Origin of the sequence: Polaromonas sp. (assembly GCF_031411155.1) — a bacterium.
In the GTDB taxonomy this organism is placed as follows: domain Bacteria; phylum Pseudomonadota; class Gammaproteobacteria; order Burkholderiales; family Burkholderiaceae_C; genus Polaromonas.
The window spans coordinates 1-14,167 of the sequence record NZ_JANOAL010000209.1; the positions used below are offsets into that span (position 1 = coordinate 1).

General features: G+C 65.8%; 13 protein-coding genes and 1 tRNA gene. 3 read left to right on the forward strand and 11 right to left on the reverse strand.

The window, feature by feature from the left end; translation table 11 throughout:
* The 8 genes from RMO23_RS13335 to RMO23_RS13370 all read right to left on the reverse strand — a co-directional run.
* A partial coding sequence (locus RMO23_RS13335) for a glucan biosynthesis protein (protein ID WP_309682331.1) occupies window positions 1-760 on the reverse strand: 760 nt, incomplete at its 3' end.
* 206 nt (window positions 761-966) lie between these two features.
* Window positions 967-2,373 carry a sigma 54-interacting transcriptional regulator gene (locus RMO23_RS13340; RefSeq protein ID WP_309682334.1) on the reverse strand — a complete coding sequence of 469 codons (1,407 nt, stop codon included), beginning with the start codon at window positions 2,371-2,373 and terminating at the stop codon, window positions 967-969.
* 19 nt (window positions 2,374-2,392) lie between these two features.
* On the reverse strand, window positions 2,393-3,040 hold the full coding sequence (locus RMO23_RS13345) for a hypothetical protein (RefSeq protein ID WP_309682337.1): 648 nt from the start codon (window positions 3,038-3,040) through the stop codon (window positions 2,393-2,395).
* Complete coding sequence (locus tag RMO23_RS13350; RefSeq protein WP_309682340.1) at window positions 3,024-4,457, reverse strand: ATP-binding protein; 1,434 nt, start codon at window positions 4,455-4,457, stop codon at window positions 3,024-3,026. Before RMO23_RS13350 ends, RMO23_RS13345 begins: the two co-directional genes overlap by 17 nt.
* A 26-nt stretch (window positions 4,458-4,483) precedes the next feature.
* Window positions 4,484-5,827 carry a tRNA (N6-isopentenyl adenosine(37)-C2)-methylthiotransferase MiaB gene (gene miaB / locus RMO23_RS13355; RefSeq protein ID WP_309682343.1) on the reverse strand — a complete coding sequence of 448 codons (1,344 nt, stop codon included), beginning with the start codon at window positions 5,825-5,827 and terminating at the stop codon, window positions 4,484-4,486.
* Window positions 5,828-5,905: 78 nt separating this feature from the next.
* Window positions 5,906-6,370, reverse strand: a complete 465-nt coding sequence (locus RMO23_RS13360) for a hypothetical protein (protein ID WP_309682345.1) — start codon at window positions 6,368-6,370, stop codon at window positions 5,906-5,908.
* A gap of 129 nt (window positions 6,371-6,499) precedes the next feature.
* Window positions 6,500-6,576: transfer RNA gene (locus RMO23_RS13365), tRNA-Met, on the reverse strand.
* A 26-nt stretch (window positions 6,577-6,602) separates the two neighbouring features.
* Entirely contained in the window at window positions 6,603-7,391 is a 789-nt protein-coding gene (locus RMO23_RS13370) for an enoyl-CoA hydratase (RefSeq protein ID WP_309682347.1), read from the reverse strand.
* A 98-nt stretch (window positions 7,392-7,489) separates the two neighbouring features.
* Here RMO23_RS13370 and RMO23_RS13375 point away from each other — a divergent pair, with 98 nt between their 5' ends.
* Window positions 7,490-8,308, forward strand: coding sequence for an enoyl-CoA hydratase-related protein (locus RMO23_RS13375; RefSeq protein WP_309682348.1), 819 nt, complete (start codon window positions 7,490-7,492; stop codon window positions 8,306-8,308).
* 20 nt (window positions 8,309-8,328) lie between these two features.
* Here the strand turns inward: RMO23_RS13375 and RMO23_RS13380 are convergent, their stop codons facing one another.
* From RMO23_RS13380 to RMO23_RS13390, 3 genes are all read right to left on the reverse strand, one after another.
* Window positions 8,329-10,233, reverse strand: a complete 1,905-nt coding sequence (locus RMO23_RS13380; RefSeq protein ID WP_309682350.1) for a peptidase M61 — start codon at window positions 10,231-10,233, stop codon at window positions 8,329-8,331.
* Window positions 10,234-10,386: 153 nt separating this feature from the next.
* A complete protein-coding gene (locus RMO23_RS13385; protein WP_309682352.1) occupies window positions 10,387-11,106 on the reverse strand; it encodes a DsbC family protein in 720 nt (239 codons plus the stop codon).
* Window positions 11,107-11,140: 34 nt separating this feature from the next.
* On the reverse strand, window positions 11,141-12,274 hold the full coding sequence (locus RMO23_RS13390; protein WP_309682354.1) for an FAD-dependent monooxygenase: 1,134 nt from the start codon (window positions 12,272-12,274) through the stop codon (window positions 11,141-11,143).
* Window positions 12,275-12,375: 101 nt separating this feature from the next.
* Here RMO23_RS13390 and RMO23_RS13395 point away from each other — a divergent pair, with 101 nt between their 5' ends.
* Window positions 12,376-13,293, forward strand: coding sequence for an MOSC N-terminal beta barrel domain-containing protein (locus tag RMO23_RS13395; protein ID WP_309682357.1), 918 nt, complete (start codon window positions 12,376-12,378; stop codon window positions 13,291-13,293).
* 9 nt (window positions 13,294-13,302) lie between these two features.
* A partial coding sequence (gene ychF / locus RMO23_RS13400) for a redox-regulated ATPase YchF (RefSeq protein ID WP_309682361.1) occupies window positions 13,303-14,167 on the forward strand: 865 nt, incomplete at its 3' end.

The window sequence follows — 14,167 nt, forward strand, 5'->3', positions numbered from 1 at the left end:
GGGCCTGCACCTCGGTCGTGGTCTGCTCGCCCGGCGTGATGTCAAAGCGGTAGGCGCCGGTCATGCGCTGCGAGTCCAGCAGCGCGTACACCGTCAGCCGCTTCGCGTCGGGCGCGGGCTTTTCCAGCCAGAAGTCGGTGAAACGCGGAAATTCTTCTTGGCTGACACCCACCGTGTCCACCGCCAGCCCGCGCGCCGACAGGCCATAGCGCTGGCCCATGCCCAAGGCGCGGAAATAGCTGGCGCCCTGAAACACCACCAGCTCGTCCTTCACGCCAGGCGCATTGAGGGGGCTGAAAGCGCGCACGCCGCCATAGCCCAGGTCGCCCCATTTTTCGGGGTTGAGCTTGTTGTTGCCAAAACTGAAGTTGCCGGCGTTGTAGGGCAGTGGCTTGACGCCGTCGGCCGTGATTTCGTGCAGGCGAACCGGGTCTGACCGGGGTCCGGTATGGAAAAAATTGCTTTCAAACGGCAGCTTGTCGCTGCGCCACAGGTTGTTGCCGGGCTTGAAGCGGATGTCGCGCAAAGCGTCGTAGTCGAGTTTGGCCAGTTCCGGCGGAATGGCGCTGGGCGCGGCCTTGAACGGTGTCTGGGCGCGCTGGCGGGCCAGTTCCACCACGTCGTCCAGGTTGAAGGCGTGCGCCGGTACGCTGGTCAGGGCCAGTAAAACGGCGCTAAACAGGGCGGCATAAGCTTTGTGCGCCGCCGCAGCGCCAGGGCGAGGCAGGGCGACGCAAAAAGCAGAAAAAAACGCTGGCATGGGAACACTAGGGCAAACCCTGTGCCAGCTTCTAAAAACCGTTTTAAATCAAAGAGTTGCGATCAAAATTGGATATGTCGCCGGAAACGGGGCGGCAAAACCGCCCAAAACCGGGCATTTTGTCGCCGGGCGGCGACAGCAGCACGGCTGTGAACGGAAAAACCGTTTGAAATCAAGCGCCTGGGCATGTCGCCAATCAGCGACGCTCAGTTTCCCGAAGTCGCATTGCCGTCGACCTTGAAGTGCCCCGGCGTCAGGCCGTGCTTTTGCATCAGGCGGTAAAACTCGGTCCGGTTGCGGTCGGCCAGTCGGGCCGCATCGGCCACGTTGCCGTCGGTCAGTTTGAGCAGGCCGACCAGGTAGTCGCGCTCAAAGCGCTGCCGGGCATCGGCCAGGGTCAGCACCTCCACGCTGGGCGAGCGCAGCGCCCGCTGCACCAGCGTCAACGGCACCAGCGGCGTGGTGGACAGGGCGCACACCTGCTCCACCACGTTGTACAACTGGCGCACATTGCCGGGCCAAGCCGCAGTGGTCATGGCTTTGAGGGCTTCTGGCGCAAAGCCGCTGAGGCGCTTGTCGTACTTGGCCGCCAGCTTGACCAGGAAATGGTTGGCCAGCAGCGCAATGTCTTCGCGCCGCTCCGACAGCGGCGGCAGCGTCAAGGTGACGACATTGAGGCGGTAATAGAGGTCGGCCCGGAACTGGCCCTCGGCCATGGCGGCGTCGAGGTCGCGGTGGGTGGCCGAGATGATGCGCACATCCACCGGCAGCGACAGGCTGGAGCCCAGCGGCCGCACCATGCGCTCCTGCAGCACGCGCAGCAGCTTGACCTGCAGCGCCAGCGGCATGTCGCCGATCTCGTCGAGCAGCAGGGTGCCGCCGTCGGCCGCCTGAAACAGGCCCTTGTGGTTGGCGACCGCGTCGGTGAAGGCGCCCTTGACGTGACCAAACAGTTCGGACTCCAGCAGTGCCTCGGGAATCGCGCCGCAGTTGACGGCAATGAAGGGCTTGCCGGCGCGCGGGCTGGCCCGGTGAATCGCCTGGGCCAGCAGCTCCTTGCCGGTGCCGCTTTCACCGCGCAGCATCACGCTGGCGTCGGACTGCGCCACCAGCCGCGCCTCGGCCAGCGCCTCGGCCATGCGGCTGGAGCGGCTGATGATCTGGTGCTGCCAGGCCTCGGGGCTGCCGCGTTTGGCGACATGCACCGGCGCGCTCAGCGACAGGGCCTCGGCAATCTTGTCCAGCAGGGCCTTGCCGTCAAATGGCTTGGTCAGGTAGGTGAAGACGCCGCGCTCGGTGGCCTGCACCGCATCGGGGATGGTGCCGTGCGCGGTCAGCAAGATCACCGGCAGCGACGGGTGTTGCAGCCGGATGTCGTCAAACAGCGCCAGCCCGTCCCGGCCTGGCAGCTGCACGTCGCTGAGCACCAGCTGCGGCCGCTCGATATGCAGCTGGGTCAGCGCAGCCTCGGCCGAGCTGACGGCGCTCACGCGGTAGCCCGCCGCGGTCAGCCTGATCGTCAACAGGCGCAGCATGTCGGGGTCGTCATCGACCACCAGCAGATGCGGGGCCGGCGCCAGTGGCGCGGTCGTTGGGGGGGTGGGGTCGGTCATGGCGGGAATTTCGAGGCGCTTAGCGCGGACGCGGCGCCGGCCCGGCGGGCGGGCGGCTAGGCAGGCTGCGCTCTATCGCCTTGAGCGCCTCCAGCCGTTCGGTGGTCTGGTCCAGCCGGCGTTGCAGCTCGCGGCTTTGCTGGGTCTGCTTTTCAAGCTGCTCTTCGAGCCGGCGCTGCTCGCCCAGGCGGGCGGCCAGCAGCCGTGCCAGCGGGTGCAGGGCCTGGGCCTCGGCGCTGGTATTGCCCAGCAGCCGCGTCAGCAGCTCTTGCGCCCGCACCACGTCAGGCAGCTGCCTGCCCTGGCCCAGCAGCAGCGCCAGCCGTAGCTGGTCGGCCGGTGCCGATGCCTCGCCCAGTTTCGCCGCCTCCGGGCCCAACTCGGCCGGCGGCAGCGTGCGGACGCGGTCGGCGTAGGCCAGCACCGAGGTCAGCGCGTCAGTGTTGGGCAAGCCGGCCAGGTTGGCTGGCGGGCCAGGCCGGGCTGCGCCGGAGGAGGCAGCGGCAGCCGGGGCCGCCGGTGAGGGCGCCGTTTTGGCCGTCGCATCCGCCGACGGGCTGCTCCGGCCCGTGCCGCAGCCCGCCAGCAAGGCCGCCGCCACCAGCCACGCCAGAAGGCCGCTCAGCAGGGGGCGGCAGCGCGCCAGAAGATCAGGGTTTGGAAACATGGGGAAGCTCTATTCTGAAGTGTGCGCCCGGCTGGTCTGGCAGCAGGGCGATGCGCCCACCGTGCGCGGCGATGTACTCATGCACGATGGATAAACCGATGCCGCTGCCGCGCTGGCTACCGTGCAGCCCCTCGGGCGGCTGGCGTTCGCCGCGGTAAAAGGGCTCGAAAATCCGTTCCCGGTCGGCGGCCGCCACGCCCGTGCCCTGGTCGTGAATCTCGATCCGGGCCAGACCCGGCAGCGCGCTTAACTGCAGCAAGATCAGGCCCTGATGTGGCGAGTAGCGAATCGCGTTGGACAGCAGGTTGGCCAGCGTGGTGCCGATTTTCTCAGCGTCCAGCTCGACCCGCAGCGGCTCGCCCTGCACCGTCACCGACAGCTCGCGGGCGCGCCACTGCAGGCGCTGCGCGTCCACCTGCTCTTCGATCAACTGCAGCAGGTCCACCGTCTGCCGGCGCAGCTGGCGCGCCTCGAAGGCGGCGGTATTAAAACGCAGCAGGTCTTCAATCTGGCCCTGCAGCAGGCCGGTGTTGTGGCGCAGGATTTGCGCGATCTCGCGCTGCTCGTGGCTCAGCGCACCGGCCACGCCGTCTTCCAGCAGCGACACGCCCTCGCGCAGCGAGGCCAGCGGGGTCTTGAGTTCATGCGAAATGTGCCGCAAAAAGCGCGACTTGTCGGCGTCCAGCTCCACCAGCCGCAGCCGCAGCCAGTTCAGCCGCTGGCCGACCAGCGCCAGATCGGCCGGGCCGGCAATCGCAATCACATCATCCAGCCGGTTTTCGCCCAGGCCGACGATGGCCTGCTCCAGCCGCCTCAAAGGCCGGGTGAACCAGATGCCAAAGGCCAGCGCCATCGCCACGGCCAGCGCGATGGCCCAGGTCACCTGCTGCGCCAGGCGCTGGCGGCTGCTCTCCAGCCTGTCCTCGAGCGACTTGTTGCGTTGCTGGATGGTTTGCTGCACCTGCAGCGCCATCGCCGCGCTGACCCGCTCCAGCTCGCGAAACTCCTGGGCCAGCAGGCGTTCGCGCTCCAGCGCGGTGTCGGGCGGGCCGGTCAGCAGGCCGGTGAGGGTCTGCTGATGGGTGCGCCACTTTTGCGCCTGGGTTTGCGGCAGGCCTTCCCGGGTCAGACGGGTCAGGATGCTGGTGGCCTCGCGCGCCTCATCGCGAAAGCGCTCCCGCAGCACCCGGTCGTCCAGCACCACCGACTGCCGGGCGCTGCGCTCCATCGCCACGCTGCGCTCGGCCAGCGACTGCGCCGCGCCATTGAGATCGAGTGCGCGCGCCGCATTGTCGCGGCTTTGCAGGGTCAGGTCTTCCAGCGTGAACAGCGCGCGCAGCGACGCCGCACCGAGCAGGGCGGCAATCAGCAGAAAGGCGATAACCAGCAGTTGCCGAAACGAAAAACGCTGCAGCATGGGCAGGCAGCCGGGCGCAGGCGGCCTCAGGCCGGCACGGCAAGGTCGGTCGTCACCACCTCGCCGCGCAGCGAGCGCTGCGGCGCTTCGGTGATGCGGACATCGACCAGCTGCCCGATCAGGCGGTCCGGGCCGTTGAAGACCACGGCGCGGTTGCATTCGGTGCGGCCAAACAGGGCGTTCGGGGTTTTGCGGGCCGCGCCCTCGACCAGCACGCGCTGCACCGTGCCCAGGCGGCTGGCGCTGATGGCGCGCACGCTGTCGTCAAGGGCGGCCTGCAGGCGCTGCAGCCGGGCCAGCTTGACCGCATGCGGCGTGTCGTCGGGCAGGTTGGCGGCCGGCGTGCCGGGACGCGGGCTGTAGATGAAGCTGAACGAGGTGTCGTAGCCCACGTCGTCAATCAGCTTCATCATTTTTTCAAAGTCGTCGTCGGTCTCGCCCGGAAAGCCGACGATGAAATCGCTGCTCATGGCCAGGTCGGGGCGAATCGCGCGCAGCTTGCGGATGGTGGATTTGTATTCCATGGCGGTGTAGCCGCGCTTCATGGCCATCAGGATGCGGTCCGAGCCATGCTGCACCGGCAGGTGCAAATGATTGACCAGCTTGGGCAGCTTGGCGTAGGCGTCGATCAGGCTTTGGGTGAATTCATTCGGGTGGCTGGTGACGTAGCGGATGCGGGCTATGCCCGGAATCTCCGACACGTAGTCGAGCAGCGTGGCGAAGTCGGCAATCTCGGCGGTGTCGCCCATAGTCCCGCGGTAGGCATTGACGTTCTGGCCCAGCAAGGTGACTTCTTTGACGCCCTGATCGGCCAGGCCCGCCACTTCGACCAGCACGTCGTCGAACGGCCGCGAAACCTCTTCGCCGCGGGTGTAGGGCACGACGCAGTAGCTGCAGTACTTGGAGCAGCCTTCCATGATGCTGACAAAGGCGCTGGCGCCCTCGACACGGGCCGGCGGCAGGTGGTCGAATTTTTCAATCTCGGGAAAGCTGATGTCGACCTGCGGCTTGCCAAGCCGGGCCCGGCTGGCCAGCAGTTGCGGCAGGCGGTGCAGGGTTTGCGGGCCGAACACCACGTCGACATAAGGCGCGCGCTGGATGATGGCCGCGCCTTCCTGGCTCGCGACGCAGCCGCCGACGCCAATCAGCACGCCTTTTTCCTTCAGGTGCTTGACGCGGCCCAGGTCGCTGAACACCTTCTCTTGCGCCTTTTCGCGCACCGAGCAGGTGTTGAACAAGATCAGGTCGGCCTGGTCCATGTCCTGCGTCGGCTCGTAGCCTTCGGCGGCGTGCAGCACGTCGCTCATCTTGTCCGAGTCGTACTCGTTCATCTGGCAGCCAAAGGTTTTGATAAAGACTTTTTTGCTCATGATTTGCTACTGAATTAATAGCGACATCTGCCCTTTTTATAAGGGCTAGAGGCCAATTTGACTGGAAAATACAGGTTTTTACCGCTGGTAGCGCGGCAACTGGTCGTAGGGCGTCTTGCCGTCATCGACCGGGGCCGCGCTGCTGCCGGCGCCCGTGATGAAGTTGTAAATGGTTTCGGCAAAGCCGGCCCGTTTCTCTTTGGCTTCTTCACTGCTCAGGATCCAGACCTGCTGCACCAGGCCGGTGTTGTCGCGCAGGTAGTTCACCGCCAGGCGCTGGTTCACCAGCTGGCCCGACAGCACTGCCTGGTCGCTGGCATCGCGAATGCGCGAGCCGGGCGAGAGCCGCTCCGGCTTGCCGTTCAGGGTGATCTCGGGCGGCGCCAGCACCACCAGCTCTGCGCGCAGCGCCGCCTTGGGAAACTGCCGCAGGCCCGGCGCGACGCTGGCCTCGCTCTGGGCCTGCGCGGTCAGGGGGATGAGGCTGGCCGAGGCGCCCAGCAACAGCAGGACGGCCAGAAGGGAAGGGGTGCAGCGGTTCATGGTGTGTGTCCAGAGGCTGTAATGGTCAAAAAAAGCCGGGCCAGCAGGCAAAACCCGCCGCCAAAGCCCGCCTCAAGCAACAAAGCCCCAGAGGAAATCACCTGCGGGGCTTTGGGATGGGAAATGAGGTGGTGGTGATAGGTGGATTTGAACCACCGACATCAGCATTATGAATGCTGCGCTCTAACCAACTGAGCTATATCACCATCAGGCCGACATTATAGCGACCAATTCAGCGGTTCTTGAACTCGGGCTTGCGCTTGTTGATGAAGGCGTCCATGCCTTCTTTCTGGTCGTCGGTGGCAAACAGGGCATGAAACAGCCGCCGCTCGAACATCACGCCATCGCTCAGGCCGCTTTCAAAGGAGCGGTTCAGCGCCTCCTTGGCCGCCATCACGCTGGGCTGGCCGTAGCCGCAAATCATCAAGGCGGCGCCCAGCGCCTCGTCCATCAGTTTGTCGAGTGGCACGACGCGGCTGACCAGGCCGGCGCGCTCGGCTTCAGCCGCATCCATCATGCGGCCGGTCAACGCCATGTCCATGGCCTTGGCCTTGCCGACGGCGCGCGGCAGGCGCTGCGTTCCGCCCGCGCCGGGAATGATGCCGAGCTTGATCTCGGGCTGGCCAAACCTGGCGTTGTCGGCGGCGATGATGAAGTCGCACATCATGGCCAGCTCGCAGCCGCCGCCCAGCGCAAAGCCGCTGACGGCGGCAATCACCGGCTTGCGGATGCCGCGAATCTGCTCCCAGTTGCGGCTGATGTAGTCCTGCTTGTAGACATCGGCAAAGCTGTACTGCGCCATGGCGCCAATGTCGGCGCCGGCGGCAAAGGCTTTTTCGCTGCCGGTCAGGATGATGCAGCCGATGCTGTCGTCGGCGTCAAAGGCCTTGAGCGCCGCGCCCAGTTCGTCCATCAGCTGGTTGTTCAGGGCATTGAGTTGCTTGGGCCGGTTCAGGGTCACGATGCCGACCTGGCGCGCGTCGGGGCCCTGGGTGGCGGTGACAATTGTTTCGTAGCTCATGGTGCGCTCCTTTTTTCCGGGAAATGAATCATGCCATGGCCCGGCGCGCGCGTGGCGGCAGAGGACCTGAAGTGCTAGATTTCAGGCAGGAGAATCTCATGACCGAAACCCCTTCCCATACGGCCGCCGAGCCGGCGGTGTTATACGCCAGCCAGGGCGCCGTGGTGGTGCTCACGCTGAATCGGCCCCAGGCCCTCAATAGTTTTACCCGGCAAATGCACCATGACCTGTGGGCGGCGCTGGACCGGGCCGAGGCCGACCGCCAGATCCGGGCACTGGTGATTACCGGCGCCGGCCGCGGCTTTTGCGCCGGTGCCGACCTGGCGGAGTTTGATTTTGAACCGGGACCGAATCGGGTGGAACGCGCCGACCCGGGCCCGCTGATTGACCAGGCCTTCAACCCGACCGCGCGCCGCCTGATGAACTTGCGCATGCCGACGGTGGCGGCCGTCAATGGCGTGGCGGCGGGCGCGGGCGCCTCGCTGGCGCTGAGCTGCGACATCGCGCTGGCCGCGCCGGGCGCGAGCTTTATTCAGGCCTTCAGCAGGATCGGCCTGGTGCCCGATGCCGGCGGCAGCTGGCTGCTGGTGCAAAAGCTGGGCCTGGCCCGCGCCTTGGCACTGGCGATGACCGGCGACAAGCTGCCCGCCGCGCAGGCCAAGGAGTGGGGCATGATCTGGGACGTGGCGGACGACCCGCTGGCCGCCGCCACCGCGCTGGCGCAGCGGCTGGCCGGGCTGCCGACGCAGGCGCTGGTGGCCACCCGCCACCTGCTGCGCGAGGGCACGACGCGCACCTTGCACCAGCAACTCGACGCCGAGCGGGACCTGCAGTCGGCCATGGGCCGCACCCATGACTACCTGGAAGGCGTCACGGCTTTTCTGGAAAAGCGGCCGGCGGTTTTCAGGGGCGAATAAGGCGATCCGAGGCGGGCTTTTCAGGCCTTGGGCGCCAGCCACTGATCGACCAGCGCGGCGTTTTGCAGCGTCAGCCGCCAGGTGGTCTCGGCCGGCGGCAGGGTCAGCGTCAGCCGCAGCAGGCGCTTGTCGCGCGCGACCAGGGCGGTGACTTGTTGGGCCGTGCCCGCGTAGAGCAACAGGTCGTCGAGCCGGCTCATGCGCCAGCCCTCTGCCCGCGCGGCCGGCCCGGCGCCGCCCACTTCCAGCCCCAGCCATTCGTCACCGGCCGCAAAGCCGGCCTGCTCGGCCGCGCCGCCGCGCAGCACGGTCTTGATCTGCACGCCGGCGCTTTCGCCCACGCGCAGGCCCAGGCGTTGCGCCAGCTGGGCCGGGTCGTGCTGCACCGCGACACCGTGTTGCAGCAGCAATTCCTCCAGCGGCAGTTCCTCCCGGCCATGCACCCACTGCGCCAGCTCGGGCGCGAACGAGCGCTGGCCCAGCGCCTGCAGCACCTCGGCCACGTCGGCCTCGCGCATAGCCCCGGCCTTGCAGCGCTGCCACAGCGCGCGCATCACCTCGTCCAGCGTCGAGCGGTTTTCCGAGCGCAGCGTCAGGTCCAGACACAGCGCCACCAGCGCACCCTTGGTGTAGTAGCTGACCGTGGCATTGGGCGTGTTCTCGTCCTGCCGGTAGTACTTGACCCAGGCATCAAAACTGGCCTGCGCCACCGACTGCACCCGCCGCCCCGGCGTCTGCAGGACCTGGTTGATGGTCTTGTTGAGCAGCTTCAGGTAGGCCGCGTTGTCAAGCAGGCCGGCGCGGCGCAGCAGCAGGTCGTCGTAGTAGCTGGTGAAACCCTCGAAAAACCACAACAGCTCGGTGTAGTTCTCGTGGCCGTACTGGTAGCTGGCCAGCTCGGCGGGGCGCAGGCGCTTGACATTCCAGGTGTGAAAGTATTCATGGCTGATCAGGCCGCGCAAGGTGGTGTAGCCCTCGGGCGCCTTGGCTTCGCCCAGGCGCGGCAGGTCTTTTCGGTTGCAGATCAGCGCGGTCGAGTTGCGGTGCTCCAGCCCGCCATAGCCCTCGTCGACCGCGTTGAGCATGAACAAATAGTTTTTGAACGGCGGCTTTTTACCGCCGGGCCGCCCCAAGGGAACAAGCGCCCCCTCGGGGGGCAGCGACCCGCTTGGCGGCGGAGCGTGGGGGCTCGTCTTGCTGCCATGCCAGAAGCGGATTTCGGTCTCGCAGATTTTCTGGGTGTCGGCCAGCAGGCGTGCCCCGTCAAGGGTGGCGGCGGCACCGACCACGACAAAGCGGTGCGGCACGCCGCAGGCCTTGAAGCTGCCGCTCCAGAACGGGCCCATCTCCACCGGGCAGTCGACCAGCTCGTCGTAGTCGGCGGCCAGATAGCGGCCAAAGCCCTGCGGGTTGATTTTTTGCGGCGTCAGGCCGGTGGCCAGCGACCAGCCTTTGACGGCCGTGGGCGGCGGCAACTCCAGCAGGTGCTCGGACTGTTCCTGGCCCTGCACCTGCAGGCACAAGCTGGTGCCGTTGAAAAAGCCGCGCTGCGCATCGAGCCAGGCGGTGCGCACCGAATTGTCATTGGCATAGACCTCGTAGCGCAGCAGCAGCGGCCGGGCCGGGTCGCAGGCGATTTGCCAGCGGCATTTGTCGAGTTGCTTCACCTCCAACGCCGCCTGTGCGCCGCGCGGGCCCTGCTGCGCCCGCAGGTTCTGCAGGTTCCTGGAAAACTCCCGCACCAGGTAGCTGCCCGGTATCCACACCGGCAAGGCAACCTGCTGCAGCGCGGCCGGCTGCGCAATCGTCAGCGTGACGCGAAACAGGTGGGCGTGCAGCTCACCGATCTCGATGCGGTAGTGCAGCGCTTGCCGGGGTTGGAGGGTTTTGGGCGGCTTGGGGCGGGTGGGGGCGGTGGCTGGCATCTTGCACAAAGAATACCGCAGCTCGTGTTGCCCGCAATCACGCCACCAAAAACGGCGACGTTGCTATAAAAATAATAGCTATAGGCGCGCATTCTGTAAGGGCTAGAAGCACTTTTGATCATCAAACCGGGCTTGCCAGGCCCCCGCGCGGGCTTACGGGGCCTTGGTGCCGCCCAGCTGCTTTTCCACCTGCTGGGCACTGATGGCGCCCGGCACGCGCGAGCCGTCGGCAAAAATCAGGGTCGGCGTGCCGGTGATCTTGTACTTGCGGCCAAAGTCGACGTTGCGCTCCACCGCGGCGGTGTCGCAGCTGGCCTTGGTCACCGCCACGTCGCGCACCATCAGGTCGGTCCAGGCCTTGGCCTTGTCCTTGGCGCACCAGAGGCTTTTGGCCTTGTCGGTCGAATCGGGGCCCAGGATGGGGTACAAAAACAGGTAAATCGTCACGTCGCTGACCTTTTGCAGATCGCGCTCAAAGCGTTTGCAGTAGCTGCAATTCGGGTCTTCAAACACCGCCAGCTTGCGCTTGCCGTTGCCGCGCACCACGGTGAAGGCGTCCTTCAGCGGCAGCGCGCCAAAGTCAATCGCGCTGAGTTTGTCGACGCGCTCCTCGGTCAGGTTGCGCTTGTTGCGGGTGTCGATCAGGTGGCCCTGGATCAGGAAGTTGCCCTCGGCGTCGGTGTAAAAAATGTCGCTCTCATTGACGCGCAACTCATACAGGCCGTTCATCGGCGTCTTGCTGACCTCGTCGATTTTGGGCAGGTTGGGCAGCCGTTCGGCCAGGTTTTTGCGAATCACCGCCTCCTGGGCCGATGCCGCGCCCAGGCTGCAGGCCAGCAGGCTCAGCACGGTGATCGATTTCAATAATTTCATGTTCCGTTCCTTGTTACCGAGCGTTCCCGCATCGTCATCGACCCGCCGCCTGGCGCGCCACCCAGCTCAAGAGCTGCGGGCTGCGGGCAAAGCCTTTCATGCCCCAGTTGCGTAAAACCTGCCAGCGTCCGTCGGTTTGCGCGAACAGGCCGTGCAGCCCATCGGTGACCGTGCCCATGGTCGCCACGTCGGCCTTGCGCGCCCTTTCGTAGCGGCGCAGCAGGCGCTCATCGCCCAGGCCGCGCCAGTATTCACGCGCGGCCAGCACCTGCGCCAGCCCAGCCGCATCGGCCAGGCCCAGATTCAGGCCCTGGCCGGCCAGCGGGTGCACGGTGTGCGCCGCATCGCCGGCCAGCGCCCAGCCCGGCCCGACCCAGTGCTGCGCATTGGACAGCGCCAGCGGCCAGCTGGCGCGCTCGCTGATGAGCTTCAGCGTGCCGGTTTCGTGTCCGCAAACCGCCTGCAGGGCGTCGCAAAACTCCTGCGGCGGCAGGTTGCCAAGCATTGCCGCGCGTTCCGTAGAGACAGACCAGACCAGCGCCGCAGAGTTCCCGTCGGCGCCGGACAAAGGCAACAGCGCCAGGATGTCGCCCCGGCCAAACCACTGGCGTGCCACGCCGCCATGCGCTTTGCCGAGTTCGAGCCGGGCGGCGATGGCTTTTTGCGGATAGGGCTTGACGCTCCAGTTGGCGCCGCCCTGGGGGCCGAATTCATCGCGGCTGCGGCTTTTCTGGCCCTCGCAGATCACGGTCAGCGCGGCGGCCACTGGCGCCTGCACGGTTTCAATCTGCGGCTGAAAGCGCAGCGCCTGAATCAGCTGCTGCTCCAGCGCCGGCACATCCACAATCCAGGCCAGCGCCGCCTCGCCGACACTGCGCGCGCTGAAGTCAAGCTGGCCGCCGTCGTCGCCCCAGACCTGCATTGCCAGCACCGGCGTGGCAAATGGGGCTTCGGGCCAGACGCGCAGGGTTTCCAGCAACTGGCGCGAGGCCTTGTTCAGCGCGTAGGCCCTGACATCGGTATGGCCATCGGCAGCGGCGGGCGCGGCGGCGTCGCCGGGTGGCCGGGTCACCAGCGCCACCCGCAGGCGCTCGCGCGCCAGCAGCAGGGCCAGCGTGCGGCCGACGATCCCGTCACCGCGAATACAGACATCAAAAGGCTTGGACATGCCCCATTTTAGAAGGCAGTGCAAAATCGAGGGTTTGTGGGGCCACGCTGGCGGCCGTGCATGCTTCTTGTTACCAGAATTGGGCAGATGTGAGCGATTCATTGAGCAACCCTTCAGACCTGGCCGCCGTGGTGTCCCGGCTCTATGTGTACCCGGTCAAGTCTTGCGCGGCGGTCAGCGTGCCCGAGGCCGTGCTGACAGAGACGGGTCTCGAATTTGACCGCGCCTGGATGGTGGTCGATGGGGCCGGCAATTTTCTGACGCAGCGCGAGTTGCCGCGCATGGCACTGATCCGGCCGCAGCTCAAGCACTTTGAAATGGTGCTGCGCGCCCCCGGCATGCTGGCGCTGCATATCGCGCTGGACCAGGTGGAGGCGCCCACGCGGGTGCGGGTCTGGGACGATGAGGTCGATGCTTACGACATGGGCGCCATCGCCGCGCAGTGGTTCAGCGATTTTCTGGGCAGCCCGGCGCGCCTGGTGCGCTTTGATCCCGAACACAAACGCGTCAGCAGCCTGCAATGGACGCAGGGTGTGGAGGCGTTCAACCAGTTCAGCGACGGCTTCCCGCTGCTGGTGATCAGCGAGGCCTCGCTGGATCATCTCAATGCCAGGCTGCTGGCCCAGGGCGCGGCTGCGGTGGGCATGGAGCGCTTTCGGCCCAACATTGTGCTGGGCCCCGCGGCGGGCAGCGAGCTGGCGCCGCATGACGAAGACCGGCTCGAGCTGCTGCAGATCGCCACGGCGCAGGGCGCGGTGCAGCTCAGGCCGGTCAAGCCCTGTCCGCGTTGCCCGATTCCCAATATTGACCCGGCCACCGGCCTCAGCAGCCCCGAGGTGGGCGACCTGCTGCAAAGCTACCGCCAGGATGCGCGCGTCAATGGCGCCCTGACCTTTGGCATGAATGCCATCGTTTTGCAGGGCCTTGAGCACCTGCTCAAGGTGGGCCAGCGCGTGAGCGCAAACTACCGCTTCGACCAGGCCGGGCCGCATCGAATACACTTCTACCCCTGTTTTTGAAGGTTTCTCATGAGTTTGAAGTGCGGCATCGTCGGCTTGCCCAACGTCGGAAAATCCACCTTGTTCAATGCCTTGACCAAGGCGGGCATCGCGGCTGAAAACTATCCGTTTTGCACGATTGAGCCCAACGTGGGCATCGTCGAGGTGCCTGACGCGCGGCTCGATGCGCTGGCGGCTATCGTTAGTCCGCAGAAAATCCAGCGCGCCATCGTCGAGTTCGTCGATATTGCGGGCCTGGTTGCCGGCGCCAGTACAGGCGAGGGGCTGGGCAACAAGTTTCTCGCCCACATTCGCGAAACCGACGCCACCGTCAATGTGGTGCGCTGTTTTGAAGACGACAACGTGATTCACGTCGCCGGCAAGGTTGACCCGATCTCGGACATCGAGGTGATCCAGACCGAGCTGTGCCTGGCTGACCTGGCAGCGGTTGAAAAGGCGCTGCACCGCGTGACCAAGACTGCGCGTTCGGGTGACAAGGAATCGATCAAGCTGGTGGCGATTCTGGAGAAATGCCAGGCTGCGCTGAACGAAGCCAAACCCGTGCGCACGATTGAATTCAGCAAGGAAGAGTTGCCGCTGCTGCAGCAGTTTTTTCTGATCACCGCCAAGCCCGCGATGTTTGTCGCCAACGTGGCCGAAGACGGGTTTGAAAACAATCCTTTCCTTGACCGCCTGACGGCTTACGCCAAGGCGCAAAACGCGCCGGTCGTGGCGATCTGCGCCAAGATGGAAGCCGAGATGGCCGACATGGACGAAGAAGACAAGAAAATGTTTTTGTCCGAGATCGGCCAGTCGGAGCCGGGGCTTAATCGCCTGATCGTCGCCGCGTACAAACTGCTTGGCCTGCAAACCTATTTCACTGCGGGCGTGAAGG

Bases quoted from the DNA above. Each gene is read 5' to 3' on its own strand.
- RMO23_RS13340 (WP_309682334.1), bottom strand. From the start codon at position 2,373: ATGACCGACCCCACCCCCCCAACGACCGCGCCACTGGCGCCGGCCCCG.
- RMO23_RS13345 (WP_309682337.1), bottom strand. From the start codon at position 3,040: ATGTTTCCAAACCCTGATCTTCTGGCGCGCTGCCGCCCCCTGCTGAGC.
- RMO23_RS13350 (WP_309682340.1), bottom strand. From the start codon at position 4,457: ATGCTGCAGCGTTTTTCGTTTCGGCAACTGCTGGTTATCGCCTTTCTG.
- miaB (WP_309682343.1), bottom strand. From the start codon at position 5,827: ATGAGCAAAAAAGTCTTTATCAAAACCTTTGGCTGCCAGATGAACGAG.
- RMO23_RS13360 (WP_309682345.1), bottom strand. From the start codon at position 6,370: ATGAACCGCTGCACCCCTTCCCTTCTGGCCGTCCTGCTGTTGCTGGGC.
- RMO23_RS13370 (WP_309682347.1), bottom strand. From the start codon at position 7,391: ATGAGCTACGAAACAATTGTCACCGCCACCCAGGGCCCCGACGCGCGC.
- RMO23_RS13375 (WP_309682348.1), top strand. From the start codon at position 7,490: ATGACCGAAACCCCTTCCCATACGGCCGCCGAGCCGGCGGTGTTATAC.
- RMO23_RS13380 (WP_309682350.1), bottom strand. From the start codon at position 10,233: ATGCCAGCCACCGCCCCCACCCGCCCCAAGCCGCCCAAAACCCTCCAA.
- RMO23_RS13385 (WP_309682352.1), bottom strand. From the start codon at position 11,106: ATGAAATTATTGAAATCGATCACCGTGCTGAGCCTGCTGGCCTGCAGC.
- RMO23_RS13390 (WP_309682354.1), bottom strand. From the start codon at position 12,274: ATGTCCAAGCCTTTTGATGTCTGTATTCGCGGTGACGGGATCGTCGGC.